We start from the raw sequence: 19401 nt of genomic DNA, 5'->3' as shown, positions 1-19401 counted from the left end.
TCCCCCTAATCAACGAGGGAGCGTCGCTTCCCTCTATGATAACTTAGTCCCGCAATCACCACCCATGCCGCCGCTTGTAGCCATAACTGGGTGTAACCATGTCTAATTTGTCCCCAATCTGCGCCCATTTGATTGAGCGCCAAAAAGCTTTGTATCGCAGGTGTGCTGGGAAACAAGTTAGAAATGAACACCAGTGGGTAAGGGATCGCTTCTAACGGCCAAATAAAACCAGCACTAAAGATAAGCGGCATAGAGCTGATAAGCACTACTAAAGTTACCAGCTCTCTGCGTGGCACGATTGACCCAAGCCATACACCAATAGCGCATGAAGCAATTAAAAAGGGCAGCAGTAGGGTAAGCAGCTCAGTCGCATTCGCCAGTTGGCTAATCCCTTGTTGGCTAAAGCTTGCGCCAAAATAGTACATACTGAGTAAGTAATAGATGGCGGTTAAAATTGTGATCCTAACAAGCAGCAACTGACCAGTAGAAACGGATGACCAGTAGCCTTTGCCGTCTTTTTGCGTTCCACCCATTAACCCTGCAGCCATGGCAAGAGTCTGCTGTAAAATTAACACAAACACCGCAGGAACCACGTAATCGATATAGCCCATTCGTGGGTTAAAAGTTGGCTTTAGGTTAAGCTTGGTCGCGGCATATTGCTGCGTCGCTTGAGATAACGGCGTACCTTCAATGACAAGCTTGCTTACCGTCGTTTGCGCCGCCAGCGTTCCGCCGGCTTGAGCCAAACCTTCCACAATAGTGCCATAAACCAAGAAATAAGAAGCGTCGCCTGCATAGGTCAATGTCGGGCTTTTCCCCAGCAACAGATCTTTATAGAAATGCTCGGGAATAACCAAGATGCCGCTGACATCGCCGGCAAGAAAAGCCTGCTTTGCGGATTCTATGGTGTGATCGCGACGAACCACCGCAACTTGTGGTGTGGCATCAACCATGCGCTCAAGCGTGTAACTGGTTTGGCTGCCATCGAGATTGACGATGCTAATGTGCTGCTCGCGCGGTGTCTGATGACTATATGGCATTGGGTACAAAAATGAGTAAAACAGCACGCCCCCGAACACAGTTAATACTACTACAGGGTTAGTGAGTAGGGCTTTGAGCTCTGATTTAAATAGCTGAATGATGTTCATGTCACAGGCTCTTTGCGTAGGTGTTTTTGAATCAAAGCCATGCATAGCAACATAGGCACTAAATAGCCAAGCATAGGTATAAGTTGAGTAAGTGCGTGGTGGGCTGATGCGCCATAACTGACTTGGCCGACTTGCAGTTCTATGTAGTGGCTGATTGGCAGCAAGCTACGCCAAAACTGCGCGAAACCGTTCATATCGGTCACCGGAAAGGTGATGCCCATAAAAGCAAAGCTTGGTGCGGTAAATGCGCCAGCAAAGCTCATTGCGCGAGCGGCATCAAGGGTCATGAAGAAGAAAAAGCTGCCCATGATCACGCAGGCTAGTGTAGTGACGATAATGCCAACTGTCAGCCAGGCTAAGCTGCCATTGATTGGCCAATCAAACCCTTGATAAAACCAAATGAGAAAAGCGAAGCCTTGGAAGACAAATATCGGCAGGTAGGGCGCTAAGGTAGAACATAGATTACTAAATGGTTTTACTCCTAGCCATTGAGTTAAGCTGCGTTGACGTAAGTTGGCTGCCAGAATAAGAATGGTCGAAACCACCACAGTAATTTGCCATAAAGCCGGAATCACAGCGGAAACCAAGAACTGGGCGTAATCACTATTTAGGTTAAACAGTGGTGTGATTTGACTGCGGATTGGTACTGCTTTGGCCATGGCTGATGAAAGTGTTTGATTGCCATGGCTAAGCTGTGAAAACGTTGATATCTGAGCATTAAACGTTGCTTGAGATTGTAAAAAAGCAGAGTTGAGCAGCTTACCGATCAATATCGCTTGGCTGTTATAAAACACACTCACTTGAGGTGCAAATTGCTTGATGACATCTTGTTCAAAGTTGGCTGGGATCACCGCATACGCGTAGATATCCCCCTCTACAAGAGCATCTTTGGCTTGTTCAACACTTTGATAAGTGGCCGTAACGGCCATTGTTGGGCTGGCATCATAGTAACGGACTAGTGTTTGCGATAATGCACTGGGCGCTAGGTTGACTACGCCAACAGGTAGATTACGGGCAATACCTTGTGAAAATATCGCCCATATCGAGACACTGAGTAGGATGGGCAACCAAGTTAGGCACGATAATAGCCATTTGTCGCGCCTTAAGATGTTCCATTGCGAGTCGTTGGAGAAAGTCATTGAATTTCAACCGCTAAGCTCATGCCCATACGCAGTTCAGGTTGCGGCTGAGTTGGGCGCGCTTCAACCTCGAAGGTTCTTAGATCAAAACCTTGTGAGGCATCAGTTGAACGCCATGTGGCGAAGTCACCCATTACAGCGATGTGATTGACTTTAAATTCAATCGACTTATCCAGTGCTGGCAAATATGCTTTGAATACGCTGCCTTTGTTAAAGTGCTTTAGCCAATCTTCGCGCACATTGAATACGGCCCATGAGTCTTTGGTATCCACTACGGTGACAACAGGGAAACCTTGTGGTGCAAGTTCGCCGCTTTGCAGTAATACTTGAGATACTTCGCCGTTAAACCAACTCTTAATCTGGGTATCTGCGGCGTAGGCTTCTACTTCCGCTACTGCACCAGCGGCCATAAGCGCTTTTTGCGCTGCTGCGAGTTTGGTTTCATCTCGCGCACCTTCTTTGGCCATTTGATACATCTGATAAGCAGCGCTTTCAGTATATTTTGCTGCTTGCCATTGAGTTTTGGCCTCATCACGTTTTTGCTCAGCAACCACGCCATCTTTAAATAGGTTGTTAACGCGCAAGAAGGTTTTTTCCATTAGGCTGGATGCCGCTTTGGCTTTTTGCCATTGGTCTTTAGCGGCTTGAATTTGTTGCGCGCGAGCCCCTTTTTCAGCTTCTTTTGCCAGTGCGTCTGCTGCTTTTTCTCCTGCTTTAGCTTGCTCAAGTTTGGCTTCAATTTCAGGGCTATGCAGGGTAAAAATAAGCTGGTCTTTTGTGACGATGTCACCTTTTCTCACCAAGACTTGATCAATTCGCCCTGCAACTTTAGAGGAAATGCTGTATTGCTGCGATTCAATTTGGCCTTGCAGGCGAATTGGTTTTGGTTGATATGCTTGGTAGAAGCTGTATCCAACCCATGAAGTAATCGCGATCGCCGTGGCTGAAAGTAACAGTTTTTTAGCGTTTTTCATCATTGTTCCTTACCGCTTTGGGTTGTCATCGCTTTATGTTGATATTGAGGGAAACTGTCCATCTGGCTTGAAAGTGCAAGCAGCTTGGAGAGTGAAATTAGATAGTTAAAGCTGGCGGCCGAGCGCTGAGTTTGAATGCTGGCTAAGTAGAGCTGTGCATCGACAACGTCAGTTGAGGTTGATAGCCCTTGCGAGAAAGCTTTTTGTCTCAAGCTGAGATTCTCTTGGGCTAAACGCAGACTGGACTTCAGACCTATGGCTTCTTCTTGTGCTTGCTGCGCTTCTAGATAGGTTTTTTGAACCAACACCGCGAGGTCTTGTTTAGCTTGCGCTTTTAGGTATTTCACTTGGCTAACCGCACTGTGCGCTGCTTTGAGCTGTTCACTTCGACCAGTTGATTCTATAAGAGGAATGTTTACCCCAACACCAACCATCCAATCCGGCTTCATCTGCGCCGCCAGTGACTCATCTTCATGCAAGCTGTAATCACCGTACAAATAGACTTCTGGGTAGAACTTACCTTTCTCCGCTTTGATTAAGCTGTGCGCTTGTTTCTCTTTTGCGTCCAGTAAGGCAAGACCAGGGTAAGTCGCTAAAGTTTGTTCAACAAAAGCGGTCAAAGCAGGCAAATGTTGGTTGATGAACAGGGTATCTCTTGGCTCTACCGGTTGAGGTTGGTTGAGGACTTTAGTTAGCGCTGACTGCGCAATCTCTAAGCTCTTTTGTGCTTTTTTGGTTTCAACTTTGGCTTTATCGAGCGCGGCCTCTGCTTGTAAACGCTCTACACGAGCAATTTGACCTTGCTGTTCTAGCTTGAGCGCGTTGTCTCTATGCTGAGTTAAACCTTGTTCAACTAATGCACGGGTTTGCACCACCTCTTTTGCTAGCAACACACTGAAATAGTATTTGCTTAGGTCTTCGTAGCGCGCTTGAGTTTCCATGGCTAGTTCGCTGTGCGCTTGCTCTGTCTTGCCTTGTGCCGCCGATTGCGCTGCGCTGATACGGCCGCCAGTAAAGATAGGCCAAATTGCACGAATGGATGAGGTAAATATATCGCGCTCGGTAATGGTAGAGGTTGTCGCACCAAGTGCGGCTAAGATCGGAGACAGCTGGGGAGGAAGCGCAGGCAGATGTGCGCCTGTGCTGTCAAAGAGTTGCTCGCCCGATACTGTGACATCTTGGTCTAAGCGGGTGTAGTTTGCGCCGATGGATAACTGAGGTAAATCTAGGTTGTCAGTTGCATTTTCTAAATGTTGGTAACGTTCGACGTTGGCTCGCTGCGCGGCTAGCGAGTTGTTGTCTTGTTGCAACAGTTGCCATGCTTCATCAAAGCTGATTTGTGCCGCATAGGTTGTGGGTACCCAGAGGCCTAAACAACTGACCAATAGTGAAAGTTTACGCAGTTTCATAGCGCGATTCTTATTGATTGTAAAGTTAGAGTATAAACTCTAAAAATAATGCTGACAATCACGCCGCGATTTCAGGAAAAGGTGTTATATGACACTTTTGTTACAATTAGTATTAAGTTTTAGAAGATGTTGTGTTGAACTTTTGTGCATACGGTTCAATACTGAATTAGTTCTATAGTTATGAATACAGGCTGATATGGATGTGTAAGCCTGAGATTTATCACTGACTCGGAAAAAATAAAATATAACAGCGAGTTCAGTGCAACAAGCAACCTCCCGAAAAGATGCCAAAGGAGGGCATAGTTGATGACCCAAACGTCAAGTTCGGCTCGAAAGTTTTCTATTCGCTTTACTGTCGGTAGCATGTTTATATTCGCTACTGTATTAACTGCCACTTTCGCGATCAGTCTGCAATATTATTTTGGTCGGCAAATGTCTGAAGAGCATGTGCTCTCCAAGCTGACGATGGCAAGTGCGGAGATCAGTGAATACATTCAGCAAATTGAAGTGAACGCGACGAGCAGTGCGCGTATTTTGCGCAGTGTATCTGTCGCCGCTGGGCACCAATTCAGTGAAGAGGATATTCGCGATATTTTTGTTCAAGTCCTTTCCGACAATCCACTTTTTTATAGCCTTTATTACGGGAATGAGTTTGAAGATTTTTATCAGATAATTAATTTGGATTCATCACCCATTGTGCGAGAGCGGATCATGGCATCTGAGCAAGACCGCTGGGTGATCATTAAGATATGGAGCGAACGAGGAGAGCGAGTTCGTACCACTGAATATTTTACTGAATCATTTCAACGCACTCGTATGACTTCTGAAAGCAGCAACTATTACCCTACGCAACGGCCTTGGTTTGCTTCCGCTAGTGAATCTGACGTGTATAAAACCGAACCCTATCTATTTAAACATCTCAAAATCACCGGCCAGACTTATTCAACCCGCAGCAATCAAGCAGTGATTGGGGTAGACATTGTTCTTTCATCAGTGAGTTCAAAAATCAGCTCAGAAGCACTGGGTATCGATGAAAACAAAGGTATTGAAGCGTTCTTGTTTACCCAAAGTGGTGAAGTGATAGCGTCTAATCAGCCGCAACAGGCGCAAATTAGAATCCCACGTTCCGAACCAATGGCGTTGTCTGCAAAGCAGCAAGCGTTGATAGAGTCGCTACCGCCGCTAAAAGTGTCGAACCAAAATGCATGGGGCCCTTATGACTTTGCTAATGCAGGTGAACCGCAAGGTTATTCGATCGAACTGCTAGCGGTGGTCAGCAAAATGACCGGAATCAAGTTCGAGTTTGTGAATGGCTTTAACTCCCAGCAGCTCGTTAAACGATTTGAAAATGGCGAGCTAGATGTGATTCATTCGGCAACCAGCTTAACTAGTGGCCACACCGCTGATCGTGTGAGGCTCTATTCCGCATCCCTCGGTGTCAGCGCTTTAGCTCAACATGAACTACCAGTGAGTGGGCTTGGTTTGCAGCCGCATAAAGTAGCCGTAGTAAAAGGGCGAGGAATCGAGCAGCTGTTACATCAGCTTTATCCTGCAACCAATATTGTTAGTGTAGATTCATTCGAGCAAGCCAGTGAAGCGCTGCTCAGTGGCGAGGTGCGTTATGTGGTCGACAGTTATCTGACCTTGGCTGAAATGCGCGGTGTGAGTAACAGTGATGCCTTTTCGGTAGGTAAATTGATTGATCTAGAGACGGTGCCATTTTATCTGTTTGTTCAACCTCAATTTGCCCAAGTGATTCCGATCATTCGCGATGCACTGCAAAAGGTGACGCCGTTGCAACACAAGGCGATGCAAAGTAAGTGGCTTGATCAAAACGTCTCTCGCGGCGGTTTTGTGCCTTATGCCGATTTGTATCAAATGGCGCAAACTCGTAGCCAACACAACCGAGTGATTCAGTTAGAGGATAAACAGCAATTCTTTTACGTTACGCCAGTATCAAGCAGCGGCTCGCAGGAATACTTTGCGGTTGTGATTCCAAGTGAGGTGATTACCCATCAAGTTATTGCACGGCTGATGAAGTCAGTCGGCTTTACTGTGTTGGTCATGATGGTCTTCTTGCCAGTCGCTTGGCTGTTTGGTTCGCCAATTGTTAGGCCAGTAACACGCTTACGAGAAGAAACACTGAAAATTAAGCAGCGCCGATTCAAAGAAGTGACGGGCGTGAAATCTCGAATTAAAGAAGTGCATGAGCTTTCTGTTTCTATGCGAGAAATGGTGCAAGAAATTGAGCGCCACCAACAAGATCGAGAAGCATTCGTTGAGGCCTTCATTCGCTTAATTGCACAAGCGATCGATGACAAGTCACCATACACAGCTGGTCACTGTAATCGTGTGCCTGAGCTAGGCATGATGTTGGCGAAAATTGCCGAAGATTCAAATGCTGATAAGTTCAAAGATTTCCGTTTTGCCAATGATGATGAGCGCCGAGAGTTCAGAATAGCCGCATGGTTACATGACTGCGGTAAGATCACCACACCAGAGCATGTGGTGGATAAAGGCACTAAGCTAGAAGCTAACTACAATCGAATTCATGAGATTCGTACGCGTTTTGAAGTGCTATGGCGCGATGCCGAGATTGAATATCTGCGTAGCGTGATGCAAGGGGAGGTGGATAAAGCACAAGCGTTTGAGACATTGCATCAAAAACAAGCCCAGTTACAGCAAGATTTTGAGTTCATCGCCAATGCCAATGTGGGCGGAGAGTTCATGAGCGACGATAAAGTCGAACGAATCAAACATATTGCTAGCCAAACGTGGATGCGCCATTTTGATAATCGCCTTGGCTTATCACCTTGTGAAGAACTGGTTCGAATACCCCCTCAAGGTCCACTGCCTGTAGAGGAATCACTATTGGCTGATAAACCTGAGCATATTATTGACCGAGTTAGGCCAATGGAGTTTGACCCTAACCACGGCATTAAAATGGATGTGCCAGAGCATCAATATAACTATGGTGAAATTTATAACTTGTCGATTTCTCGCGGCACATTGACCGCTGAGGATAGATTCAAGATAAATGAGCATATGATCAGTGGCATTAAAATGCTTGAAGCGCTGCCATTCCCGCCTGAGTTATCAAAAGTACCGCGCTATGCGTCTACTCACCATGAAACACTCGATGGCAAGGGGTATCCACGTAAACTGACCGCTGAACAACTGTCTATCCCAGAGAGAATTTTGGTGATTGCAGATGTATTTGAAGCGCTCACGGCGGCAGATAGGCCATATAAAAAGGCCAAGCCGCTCAGCGTGGCGATTGATATTTTAAGCCATATGGCAAATGACAATCACATAGATAAAGACTTGTTTATGCTGTTTTTAACCAGTGGCGGATTCAAGCAGTATGCCGATAAGTATTTACCGCCGGAGCAAATCGACGAGGTTGACATAACAAAGTACGTCCATACTGCCGTGTCGGCGTAAAGGGCTGAGAGTAGCTGGCTAAATAGAAAAATAGTAAAAAGGAGCTCAATTGAGCTCCTTTTCAGTGGTTAAGATAACGGCTGTTGGCCTAACGGCTATCAACCATCAGTAATTTAGCGTGATCGTAAGCATATTGCATTGCGGTAATTTCATTACTTTGCGCCAATAGCTCCTCAACACTTGGCAGTGCGACGAAGAAAATTAGCGGCGCGCTGTGCATCGGCTGCCAAGTCGATGCTTCATTGAATCTTTTATGAACGTTCATATTAATGGTCAGCACCAGATTGTTCGGGCTTAATGTGCTGCTGTTAAATTGGCCAAGCGTATGAACCGCACCCCAAAGGCTTTCGAGTGATTTTTCTGCTCCACTTTTTAGAAACAGATCCATTTCCATATCTTGAGTGGCATTGAGGGTCTGCACCGCTAAGCGTTGTTCAAACCTTGCGCCTTTATGAAAGGGTAGGTAGCTAAGGCCGTTGGCTGCAAGGTCATTACTTGGCGGACAGGCTTGAACAGAATCGGTACTCTGCTGGCTTGCGTATAGCTCACAACTGAAGCTTTTAACCAGTTGTTCTACCGAATCGTGAAACTGTGATGTTGCGAGATCTTCAAAACTTAAAACGGACGTCTGTTCCAGCTCAGGAAAGAGCGAATCTAGCTGCTGGTTAATCTCACTGGTTTCGCTCAGTGGTAGCCAGCGATTATTAGTAATGGCACCACGAACGACGTTATAACTGTCGATCAGCACGTCACCATCTGATGTGTATGTTGTGTATTTGATTGGCGGATAAGTCAGATGGGAAGGATCGTTTTCTGGGTTCGATGAACATCCTGTTGCTAAAAGCACCGCACCTGTTGCGATAGCGAGTAAAGCTCGACGAGTAAAAGTATTGCAGCGTTCCATGTTTTCTACGAAGTTCGATATGAAGTTGGCCTCATGCTAGACCGCGCAGCATGGATTGTCAGCTAGTGTATTTAAGAACTGCGTCTCAAGCGCACACTTTTGCCTATTCGTTGGTTGAATTGCGTACAGTATGCCGCTTGGGAGCCCTTGATTGGCAGTGTGCGTCGCATCATTGATGAGATATTGCTGCCGCATTTGAATGTAGCGTGAAAAAACCGTCGTATTCTATTGATTGTGTGAGCGTGACCACTCAAACTAATGTTTTATTTCATACGCGACTTATCATGCCAGTACCATTAATTCTTCCTGCCCAATGTAATGATTTGGAAATGCTCAATGACCTCATGTACGAGCTGCATCATGAGCATCACCTGCAAGCGCCTGATAGCTTTAAAACCGCAGAGGAAATTGAGCAGGAAAAAAGTATCGCTCGCTATTTGGATAACCCAGATTGTTTGGTGTTTGTTGCGAAAATCAATGATGAGATTGTTGGCTTCATTACTGGGCATTTTTGTGAGTTGATTTCGACAGTGAGCCAACCGGTACAAATGGGCAGTGTTGATGAGTTGTACGTCAGCCCTAGTTATCGCGGTAAAGGCATTGCGAACGCGTTATATCAGACATTAGAGCAACGCTTTAGTGAATATGGCGTAAAAGAAGTGTTCGTCGAGGTGTGGCACTTTAATCAGGGAGCGTGTGAGTTTTATTTTGATAGTGGCTTTAGCCATCATATTCATTGGTTAAGAAAACCTATTGCTTAATCAGAACAACCCAGTCAGTGAGAAGAGAATTTTGCTAGGTCGAATTATATTTAGCTTTTTGGTTTGCTTGTGGATGGCTCTGCCATTGCAGGCTGAAACAGGGATAAAGGGCGCGGTTTGTATAATAAAGGCCGACAACCGTTTGGTGATGGTGGATGAGATTCTTACCCAAAGAACCTCATTACCTGCCGGCACGATTGATGGCGCAGAAACACCCCAAGAAACCGCGCAGCGCGAAGCGTGGGAAGAAACAGGATTGGTAGTAACAGTAGGTAAAGAACTGGCTCGTACGCCGCAGGCAGTTTATTTCGATTGCCAATCAGATTCCGACATCATCGCGTTTAGTCAGCAAGATTTTAATGGTGCGAAATCGTTGCCGATTTGGTTTGCTCCGCATTACGGTATAGAAACTTCAGCGGCTAAGTTGATTGAGCCAAGCCAAGTCGATGCAAGTCAATATCGTTACCCACAAGAGTGGGGGACGGTTTTAACTGCTTTTCAGGCTGCTTCTAATCAACCAGTGCAGTACGTAGCAAATCTGTTTGACGCTGCCCCAAGTTTTCATCAAGTAGAGCTTGGTTGGCTCACAGCGCTGAAAAACACAATCCAACAATTGCCGGCAGGGTTAGCTTCTTTGATGGATGTCCTTATTTTAACTGGTTTAGAGCTTGCATCTCCTTGGTGGTTGCTGTTTTTGTTGCCTGTGGTCTTCGCTCAATTTGGTCGAGGATTTGGCTTTAAGCTGATCTTCACCATTGGCGTGACGGTGCTTATGGCAATGGTCGCGCAGCAAGGTGTTCAACTACCCGCGCCGCATGTTTACATGCCAAGTTTACATTTGAGTGAGCAAGTCGGTTTTAGTTTACCTAACGTCGCCTTGGCCTTATGGGCCGCTGTGGTGGTATTAGTGTGGCATCAACTGGGTTGGGGTTGGAATCGCCAAAGTGCACTGGTAACCGTGTTTGCTGTGTGGCTTGGTTTGGCACAGTTCTATAGTGGCAGCGCATTCTTGATTGATCTTTTGGTTGGCGCGGTACTCGGCTGGTTGTGCGCATGGCACATAATCCGAGTAGAAAAAGACCCTAAAATTGGCTTTTCCGTTACGCAAAGTAAAGGGACTTGGGCGCTGTTAGTTTTGGTTAGCGGTGTAATGTTAATGCTTTGGCCAACGCCAAACTTTATGTATTTGTCTGCGACGCTTGTGAGTCTGTTCATTGCGTCAAGAGTGTTACCGAGCGAGGTAACAATGAGCCGAGGCCATTTATTGCTAACAGTAGTGGGGCTAGTGGTGGGTTATATGCTACTTGGCCAAATCCAGTCTTTAGTCAGCAGCAGCAATTTTCATTCTTTATTAGTTGAAGCGTTTAGATGGCCAACATTAGTTGCTCTGTTTACACTTTCAGCGGTATATAAACCTTCAAAGGCCTAGCGAATAGCTAGGCCCTTTTTATGGTTGCTTTTGCTTAGCACTTAAATTGTGAGACTAAGTGATCTAGGTGGTTACACTGAGCGCTTAGCTCGGCAATTTTCTCTTCTGCCTGCTTCGCGATATTCACAACGTTTGAGCTATTACCCGCGATACGAACAATGTTTTCAGTGACTTCTTCACTGACGGTGTTTTGCTGATTCGCGGCAGTGGCGATGTGAGTATTCATATCGTTCATTTGCGAAATCGCGGTTAAGATCGCCTGCAATGATTGACTTGCTTGGCCCGCAGACTCAATCGTGTTTGCACTACTTGTTTGGCTCGATTCCATCACACTGACGGCTTGTTGAGCGCCTTGCTGAAGCTTCTCAATCATGGTGTGGATTTCACCTGTACTTTGCTGGGTACGGCTGGCTAGTGAGCGCACTTCATCAGCAACTACCGCAAAGCCACGGCCTTGTTCTCCTGCGCGAGCAGCTTCGATTGCCGCGTTCAATGCAAGTAGGTTAGTTTGTTCTGCGATTCCCTTAATTACGTCGAGTACAGAGGCTATATTGCCAACGTCTGAATCAAGATTGTGTACCACAGTACTTGCATTTTCGATATCGCTGGCGAGTTCGCGAATCGAGCTTACCGTTGTGTCTAAAGTGTCATTCGCTGATTGAACTTCAAGGTTTGCACTTTGACTCGCGTTTGCGGCTTCACTTGCGTTATCGCTCACCACTTGGCTTGTGGCCTGCATTTCATTGACTGCTGCCGACACCATTTCACTTTCTTGCTGCTGTTGGGCAGTTTGGCTCGCAATCGTTTGAGAAATCGTCGTGATTGCATTGAGCTCGCTGCGCACGGCTGCGTTTGTTGCCACAACTTGTTGGATTGTTGAACGGATTTTTGACACGAATTGGTTGAACCCTTGCGCGAGCTGACCTATCTCGTCATTGGATTCTGATTGGATGGTTTGGTTTAAGTCTCCATCACCAGCAGCAATATCGTGCATTGCCGATTTAATGTGTTCAATAGGACGAACAATCGCGCGGATAAGAATAAAACAAGTCGCTAGCGCAAGTAAGATGACGATTATCGTCCCAGCTTGTAGAGCGAGTTCTGCGGTGCTTGATGCTTGCTCGATTTGTTTATGAATCTCAGTTCGTTGTTCTTCAATTTGATCTTTAATTACGTTGAGCTGTTTGCGAACAGAGACAAACTGATCAGCATAAAGCTGTTTGTTATTTTGATATTGTCTTTGCCATTGAGATTGTGGTGAATTTACCAACTGCTCATAGCTAGATAGCCATTGGTTTGCAAGATCAACCAGCTTTCTAACTTCAGCGCGCTGGCTTTCAGGTAGCACACCTGCATCAACCACGGCGATCGTTTTCTCTAGACGAGGAATTGCTTTGTAAGCGTTATCTTCATATTCGAAGCGGTTGTACTCGACGGCCTCGGTATTGTTCTCTGCCAAGATGAGACCCTGGATAGCAGAAGTGGCTTGATAAAGATCCCGATAGGCGTCTTCGATGTTAAACAAAGTTGGAAGGACGACCTGTTGGAGTGTGTTGTCCAACTTGGTTTGCTTATGAGATGTAACGATGTTGATTACTGAGCTTGTAGCAAAAAGAGCTATGATGCCGAAAATCGGCAAAGTTATCTTTTGTTTGACTGATAAATTGCGAAGCATTTTTATGTACCTAATTTTATATGTTTGCTCGCGCATCTTAACTAACTAATTTTCAATAATCTTCATAAAAACAACCATTTATGAACAAAAAGTCCAATTCGATATGATAAAAATAATTAATGGTAGTTAGTCTTTGAAATTGCTCGCAAAATTTTTGTACAACGCTTGTTTTGTGGTGCGGTAGTGGGATGGGAACGGTTCTATCCAGCATGATATAAGGTATTCACTGTTATTGCTGTGGTTGATCTTGTGAGCGCTCTCCTTTAAGGTCTCGTCCCTAAGTGGATTTACAAGACATGTAAGTAGAGAAGTACCTTGTATAAAATTAACGAAATGTTTGAGACGATTCAGGGAGAAGGCGTCTTTACTGGCGTTCCATCGGTATTTGTTCGTCTGCAAGAGTGCCCTGTCGGTTGTGCTTGGTGTGACACTAAGCAAACTTGGGATGCGACGCCTCAAGACGAACGCCCGTTGGCGGAAGTATTAGCTAAAACGTCGGACTCCCCAACTTGGTGCAGCGTAAGCGCTGAGGATATCGTCGAGCAGTATCGTCAAAAAGGGTACAGCGCAAAACATATTGTGATTACAGGCGGTGAGCCTTGTATCTACGACCTTATCCCGCTGACTCTTGCATTTGAAGCGATAGGTTGTCGATGCCAAATTGAGACCAGCGGTACATCTCCAGTCGTTGCGAGTGATGATACATGGGTGACGGTGTCACCAAAAGTAGCCATGAAAGGTAAGCTACCTGTTTTGGATTGCGCATTGCTACGCGCAGACGAGATCAAACACCCAGTCGGCTCAAGCAAAGATATTGACCAACTTGATGAATTGATTGAAAGAGCAGGAGTTAGCGCAAAAACGCAGATTGCACTGCAACCTATCAGTCAAAAGCCCCGCGCAACTCAGCTGTGTATTGATACCTGTATCGCGCGTAACTGGCGTTTGTCTATCCAAACACACAAATACCTAGATATTGCCTAAAAGGATCAAAGTAATGAATAAAGCAGTTGTCGTTTTTAGTGGTGGTCAAGATTCCACCACCTGTCTTGTTCAGGCTCTTAAAGAGTATGATGAAGTGCATGCCATTACTTTTGATTATGGCCAGCGTCATAAGCTAGAGATTGAGGTTGCGCAAAGCTTAGCGAAAGAGCTCGGCGTGGCGGCGCACAAAGTAATGGATGTAGGTCTACTTAATGAACTGGCGATTAGCTCACTCACACGCGACGACATCGAAGTGTCTCACGAGCTACAAGAGAATGGTTTACCTAATTCCTTTGTGCCTGGGCGCAATATTCTGTTTCTTACTCTAGCGGGCATTTACGCCTATCAAATTGGCGCAAATACGGTCATTACCGGTGTGTGTGAGACAGATTTCTCAGGCTACCCAGATTGTCGAAACGACTTTGTTAAAGCGATGAATGCCGCTTTAGTACAAGGCATGGATAAACAGCTAGAGATCAAAACGCCGCTAATGTGGCTGAACAAAGCAGAAACATGGGCTATGGCTGATCAATACCAATCACTTGAATTGGTGCGAGAAAAAACGCTGACCTGTTACAACGGTATTATTGGTGATGGTTGTGGTGATTGCCCATCTTGCGACCTGCGCAAGATAGGCTTATCGGATTACCTGACTAATCGTGCGCAGGTGATGGATGAATTGGTACGTAAGCAGACGTCGACAGATAGATAGGCTCGTTGTAGGCATCAATAATACAGTTCTTACCGTTCTGCTTCGCTTGATATAGCGCTTGATCAAGAATGGAGTAGAGCTCATCAAAGTCACTAAGCGCTCTAGAGGTCGCCAAAAATGAAAAACTGGCGGTAACGGTTAGTGACTTTCTATTCTCTGCTTTAAACATGGTGTTTGCGATCGCTTGGTGCATGCGTTCAACACGCTCACGAATATCGAGCTCGTCCACTTCTTTCAGCAATACCACAAACTCTTCACCACCTAATCGGCCTAGAATATCTCCGGTCGATAACTGACTCTTGATGATTTTAGTCACGTGCCTAAGGGCTCTATCACCAGTAGGGTGGCCATAAGCGTCATTAATGCTCTTAAAATCGTCCAGATCAAGCAGCAAGATAACGTGTTTATAGTCAGGGTTATTTAGCGCTGGTTGACGCTTGATTTCACGAATTGATGCCGCGCGGTTGAGCGCGCCAGTTAATTCACACTGTTCCACCTTGGCTTTTTCAATTCGTCGGTAATAGAAAAAGAAACCTTGTGTAAGAAGCAGTAGGCCAATCACCAGTAGGTATTGCTCGTTATACTTTTTCGCCTTAAGGAATTGTTCACTCAATGCATCTTTTTCAGCGGTAAGGTTAGATATTTCTAACTGGCTAAGGTATGTGCGGCGCGCGGTATCAAGCGCGACAAAGGCATTTTTATGCTCCTTATTGCGCTTAATGAGTTCGGCTTGAGTGTATTCACGGTAGTAATCGAGCGCTTTATTGAACTCACCTTTGGCTTCCGCAATTTCCGCTAATTCTTTTAAGCCTTGGCTTTCTAATCGCTCACTGCCTATTGTCTTCGCAAGGTTTTGTACCTCTAGCGCATACTTCTCTGCGGTTTGGTAGTTGTTTTGGGTTTGGTATGCGTCTGAGAGTGTTAAGTAAATCTCACCCATTAACTGGGCATTCTCTTGCTTGGTGGCGCTTTCTAAGGCACTAAGCAGGTACTTATTACCTTGCTCGAATTGTTTTAACGCAATATGTGCGTTACCCAAGCCTAGCTCGGCGTAGGTTTGTCCATAGAGGTGGTTATACTTTTTCACAATCAACTTGGATTGCATAAAGTGAGTAATCGCGAGTTCGTATTCTTGTTCTGCTAGCAGAATTTTCCCCATGCTGTGGTGGGATTGTGCCAGCTTTAATGGTGACATGTTGTCACTGCGAATTTTCAACGCGTGTGAGATATATTCTTTCGCTTGGCTAAAGTTACCCAAGGTTGATAACAGCAAACCGGCATCATTATAGATACCTGATGAGTCTTCATAGTGCGGAATAATGGATAGCAACTCTTGATAGGTATCGAGAGAGGCAGGGTAGTTGCCGATGAATTCTTGGTTGTTTGCGATTACTCGTAATGCCATATGCTTAGGCAGTATTGGCTGTTTGGCATCTTTGATGTGGGTAGCCAGTGACGAGCAGTAAGTATTGGCTTGTAGGTATTGAGCCTGACGATTCAATAGGCGGCACAAATGGTATTCGAATAGAATTTTTCCATCTAACGAGTCGATGTTATCGGCGTATTGCAGTAGTGCCAGGTAGTTTTTCCGAGCAGGAATAAAATCAAGCTGCTCTTCACTGTTTAGGGCACTGATAAAGCGCTCTTCGAGCGCTGAATAGCTTTGGTCAAAATCGATCGCAGTACCGTAAAATGGCTGACCATGTAGGGTCATAAAACCGTGCAGCTTTCCGCTGATGTAGAGCTTTTCGATTCCGGGTTGTAGGGCGTTATAGCGATCTTGCAGCAATGATAAAGCTCGAACTTCATCATCTTTGAGCGCGTTAGCATAGGTCTCTTCCCACAGTGCTCGTTCAGTCTGCGCTGCGGTATTAAATGCGAGTAGTAGGGAAGATAAACCAAATAGTTTGGCCAGTCGACGTTTCATATTTAATCGTTATTTTCTTTATGAAACGACAAGTTTACGGGAGGTTAGTATGCGGAACAACGTGTTGATTTACGATTGGATTAGTCAATAGGTGCAAATGTGAGTGAGCTCCCACAAGTCGGTGAATGAAATTGGCGATTTCTTTTACGCCACAAAAAAACGCCGCAGTGCGGCGTTTTTACAAAAGAGTCGGTGCTATTAAAGGTACATTTTAGCCAAATCTGCTGGCTCTACTTCTTTACCTTCTAGCGTTGCATTCCAGTTAGTGCCAACTAGAACGCCGTCTTCAGCAAGAGTCAGTAGCCAATCTTCAACGAAGATGTCCAGTGGGATTTCTAGAACTTCGAAATCTGCCCATTCTTCAACATTGTGCGTTAGAGCATCTTCTTTAGAAGACCAAAATGGCATTACTTCGCTGTTTTCAAACTCCGTCGAATCACAAGAAAGCCAGCCCTCTTCGTTGTTTCTTAGGCCCCAAACAAGTTGGTTTTCTTTCGTTTCAGCAACAAAAAGTGCTAGGTTTGCTTCGATATCAGCCGTTAGTTTGCTCATCTCTTTTCTCTCTTAAACAGGACAGCTTAAGAGTAACACTCACATGGGGTCGTTACCAATAAAAAAGGGAGCTTATGCTCCCTAGATTACTGTGATATTAGGATTATTTAGGAAGTTTTGTAAATATTGTCCATTCTTCCTTAACATTGCCTTTATGACCGACTACTTTGGCAACCACCTTACGATTTTTGGCATGGCTGATTTCGTCATCGCCCAACTCCGTTAAGTTTGTTTCTCCGTAGCCGACGATGGTGACACGTGAGCTAGCGATATCATAAGATTCAAGCAATTGTTCAACGGTTTCTGCGCGGCGCTTAGACAATGCGAGGTTGTAGGACTCAGAGCCCACTGCACTTGCGTAACCTTGAATTTCAATCGCTGTCTCAGGGTAACGCTTCAAGAACTCCGCCATTTGTTTAATCTGGCCAACGAAGAAAGATTGCACTTCACTAGAGTCATTGTTGAACAAGATATGCAGGCCTGACTCTTCCCAAGAACTGACAATAGTCCCACATCCATCGTTATCAACTTCGGCAAAGGTTGGAGTGTTAGAGCACAAATCACGCGCATTAATCACGCCGTCGTTGTCTTCATCTTGTAAGTCCGCGACTTGCTGCGGATTCGGCGTTACTCGGTATTGATATTCGTCTGCGTCTGCGTCTGCGTAAGCGTTGGTGCAAAGCGCAATGATAGACAAAGAAATAAGCTGTTTAATCATATTAATACTCTACCGCTTGGTTCCATTCTTTCGGTGTATCGACACGCAGCGCAGCCATGAGACCACCCGTTGCGTTAAGTACACGATACTTGGCGTACTGCTCATCGTACTTCGCATCTAAATACCCTTTGCGAGCTTCAAATAGTTCGTTCTCGGTGTTGAGCAAGTCAAGCAGAGTTCGTTTGCCAATGCGGAACTGTTTTTCATATGCGATGACAGTCTCTGATGCTGAATCTACGTGGTCAGCAAGAAAATCTTTTTGTTGTACGGTAAGGTCGAGAGCACTCCACGAGAGGCGTAGACCTTCTTCAACGGCTTGATAGGTGCGATCGCGAAAATCTTTCGCTTTGTTTAGCTGATAAGCTGCACTTTCCGTTCTATCTGCGTCTGCACCACCATTAAAGAGGTTGTAGCGTAAACGCACCATGGCGGTAAATTCATCGCTGTTTCCTTCAATGCCGCCTGCATCATCACGCCAAGTTTGAGCAGCTTCTACCGAGATGGTTGGGTAGTTTGCCCCTTTGCTTTGATCATATTGGAACCGTGCTGAATCGACATCCACTTGCGCGATTTTAATCACCGGATGGTTGTCGTTTGCTTCAACAATGGCTTGGTCTAATGTAAGTGGGATAGCATTTTGGTCAGCTCGCGGGAAGATTAACCCCTGAGGTGCTTGGCCAACAATTCGGGTAAATTGAGTATGCACATCCATAAGATTGTTTTGCGCGGCGATAAGGTTGCCGTGGGCTTTGGCAAGGCGAGCTTCTACTTGAGAAAGGTCAGCGGTTGAGCCAATACCTGATTCCACTCGGCGCTTGATATCACTATGAATCTTTTTATGAACAGCAAGGTTGGCTTCTGATAGTGATAACACTTCGTGTGCTTTTGTGGCATCTAAGTAGATTCTAGATACTTCCAATGCCATGTCTGACGCGTCAGAAACGAGTTGGTAACGAACGGACTCCGCATCAGCTGCTGTTCTGTCCATATCATTAACGGTCGCAAAACCATCCCAAATCAGTTGGGTCAGGCTTAATGTCGCTTCTTTACGAGTTAGCTCATTATCAATCCCCGAGGCGAGGTCTACGTTTTCATAACCAATTCCGGCATCAAGGTCGACCTTTGGTAGGTAAGCGCCGCCTGACGCTTCGGCATCATAAACTTTGCTCATGAATTCGTTATATGCGGCTTTGATCTCAGGGTTGTTCGAAATCGTCAGCGCAACGGCTTGTTCTAATGTTTGGCTATGGGCACCAAAACTGGTTGCGACTAATAAACTGAGTGCGCTCAATTTGCGTAAATTCACTTTATTCTCCTCAAAGTGCTTCTAGGCGGGGATACTACTTAAAAATCCATCTCTTTTATGAGAATTATTTTTATGATGGCAATAAATTATCATTTAATTAGATTTAATGCTAACTATCAAAAATAACATTAGTTATTTTGTTGTCTTAATTATTAGAACTGAGAAATATAATTTTTATTCAAGGTATATGATTAAACGCTCGAGGTGTTATATAAGTCTTTTGTTTCATAAGTTGTTGCCTTTGCGTGTGTTTCTTGTCGATGTTTATCATTAATTCTCAAACCTGGTAATTTGGCTATAAAGTTTATTAAGTGGCTTT

Annotated in this window: 15 protein-coding genes; 5 read left to right on the top strand and 10 right to left on the bottom strand. The window is 45.3% G+C overall.

Going from position 1 to position 19401, the window contains the following annotated elements:
- Positions 1-5 precede the first annotated feature (5 nt).
- The 4 genes from MU515_RS01220 to MU515_RS01205 are packed head-to-tail and all read right to left on the bottom strand — an operon-like array spanning position 6 to position 4670.
- Positions 6-1148 carry an ABC transporter permease gene (locus tag MU515_RS01220; RefSeq protein WP_260258538.1) on the bottom strand — a complete coding sequence of 381 codons (1143 nt, stop codon included), beginning with the start codon at positions 1146-1148 and terminating at the stop codon, positions 6-8.
- On the bottom strand, positions 1145-2287 hold the full coding sequence (locus MU515_RS01215; RefSeq protein ID WP_260258537.1) for an ABC transporter permease: 1143 nt from the start codon (positions 2285-2287) through the stop codon (positions 1145-1147). The genes MU515_RS01220 and MU515_RS01215 overlap by 4 nt, the downstream gene beginning before the upstream one ends.
- Positions 2284-3261: an HlyD family secretion protein gene (locus tag MU515_RS01210; RefSeq protein ID WP_260258536.1), complete on the bottom strand. Its 978-nt coding sequence runs from the start codon at positions 3259-3261 to the stop codon at positions 2284-2286. The genes MU515_RS01215 and MU515_RS01210 overlap by 4 nt, the downstream gene beginning before the upstream one ends.
- Positions 3261-4670 (bottom strand): TolC family protein, encoded by a 1410-nt coding sequence (locus MU515_RS01205; RefSeq protein WP_260258535.1) that lies wholly within the window; start codon positions 4668-4670, stop codon positions 3261-3263. Before MU515_RS01205 ends, MU515_RS01210 begins: the two co-directional genes overlap by 1 nt.
- Positions 4671-4976: 306 nt before the next feature.
- Here MU515_RS01205 and MU515_RS01200 point away from each other — a divergent pair, with 306 nt between their 5' ends.
- On the top strand, positions 4977-8114 hold the full coding sequence (locus MU515_RS01200; RefSeq protein ID WP_260259162.1) for an HD domain-containing phosphohydrolase: 3138 nt from the start codon (positions 4977-4979) through the stop codon (positions 8112-8114).
- 88 nt (positions 8115-8202) lie between these two features.
- Here MU515_RS01200 and MU515_RS01195 read toward each other — a convergent pair whose 3' ends face one another.
- Complete coding sequence (locus MU515_RS01195) at positions 8203-9018, bottom strand: hypothetical protein (RefSeq protein WP_260258534.1); 816 nt, start codon at positions 9016-9018, stop codon at positions 8203-8205.
- Positions 9019-9302: 284 nt separating this feature from the next.
- Here MU515_RS01195 and MU515_RS01190 point away from each other — a divergent pair, with 284 nt between their 5' ends.
- A complete protein-coding gene (locus MU515_RS01190) occupies positions 9303-9779 on the top strand; it encodes a GNAT family N-acetyltransferase (protein WP_260258533.1) in 477 nt (158 codons plus the stop codon).
- A gap of 73 nt (positions 9780-9852) precedes the next feature.
- Complete coding sequence (locus MU515_RS01185; RefSeq protein WP_260258532.1) at positions 9853-11208, top strand: bifunctional NUDIX hydrolase/phosphatase PAP2 family protein; 1356 nt, start codon at positions 9853-9855, stop codon at positions 11206-11208.
- Between the two features lie 34 nt (positions 11209-11242).
- On the opposite strand, the gene MU515_RS01180 is transcribed toward MU515_RS01185, so the two are convergent.
- On the bottom strand, positions 11243-12883 hold the full coding sequence (locus tag MU515_RS01180; protein WP_260258531.1) for a methyl-accepting chemotaxis protein: 1641 nt from the start codon (positions 12881-12883) through the stop codon (positions 11243-11245).
- Positions 12884-13216: 333 nt separating this feature from the next.
- Here MU515_RS01180 and queE point away from each other — a divergent pair, with 333 nt between their 5' ends.
- Positions 13217-13867: a 7-carboxy-7-deazaguanine synthase QueE gene (queE, locus tag MU515_RS01175; RefSeq protein WP_260259161.1), complete on the top strand. Its 651-nt coding sequence runs from the start codon at positions 13217-13219 to the stop codon at positions 13865-13867.
- Between the two features lie 13 nt (positions 13868-13880).
- Positions 13881-14579, top strand: a complete 699-nt coding sequence (gene queC / locus MU515_RS01170; protein WP_260258530.1) for a 7-cyano-7-deazaguanine synthase QueC — start codon at positions 13881-13883, stop codon at positions 14577-14579.
- Here the strand turns inward: queC and MU515_RS01165 are convergent.
- From MU515_RS01165 to MU515_RS01150, 4 genes are all read right to left on the bottom strand, one after another.
- The gene (locus MU515_RS01165; RefSeq protein ID WP_260258529.1) at positions 14521-16506 is read right to left on the bottom strand and encodes a diguanylate cyclase; all 1986 of its coding nucleotides are present in this window, start codon (positions 16504-16506) and stop codon (positions 14521-14523) included. The genes queC and MU515_RS01165 overlap by 59 nt on opposite strands.
- A gap of 198 nt (positions 16507-16704) precedes the next feature.
- The gene (locus MU515_RS01160) at positions 16705-17058 is read right to left on the bottom strand and encodes a DUF2750 domain-containing protein (RefSeq protein ID WP_260258528.1); all 354 of its coding nucleotides are present in this window, start codon (positions 17056-17058) and stop codon (positions 16705-16707) included.
- 103 nt (positions 17059-17161) lie between these two features.
- The gene (locus tag MU515_RS01155) at positions 17162-17776 is read right to left on the bottom strand and encodes an OmpA family protein (protein ID WP_260258527.1); all 615 of its coding nucleotides are present in this window, start codon (positions 17774-17776) and stop codon (positions 17162-17164) included.
- 1 nt (position 17777) lies between these two features.
- Complete coding sequence (locus tag MU515_RS01150) at positions 17778-19082, bottom strand: TolC family outer membrane protein (RefSeq protein WP_260258526.1); 1305 nt, start codon at positions 19080-19082, stop codon at positions 17778-17780.
- Positions 19083-19401: the final 319 nt, after the last annotated feature.

Origin of the sequence: Vibrio intestinalis (assembly GCF_025195085.2) — a bacterium.
GTDB lineage: Bacteria > Pseudomonadota > Gammaproteobacteria > Enterobacterales > Vibrionaceae > Vibrio > Vibrio intestinalis.
The sequence above is the reverse complement of the archived record's forward strand: the minus strand, read 5'-3'. Positions and strand labels throughout refer to the sequence as shown.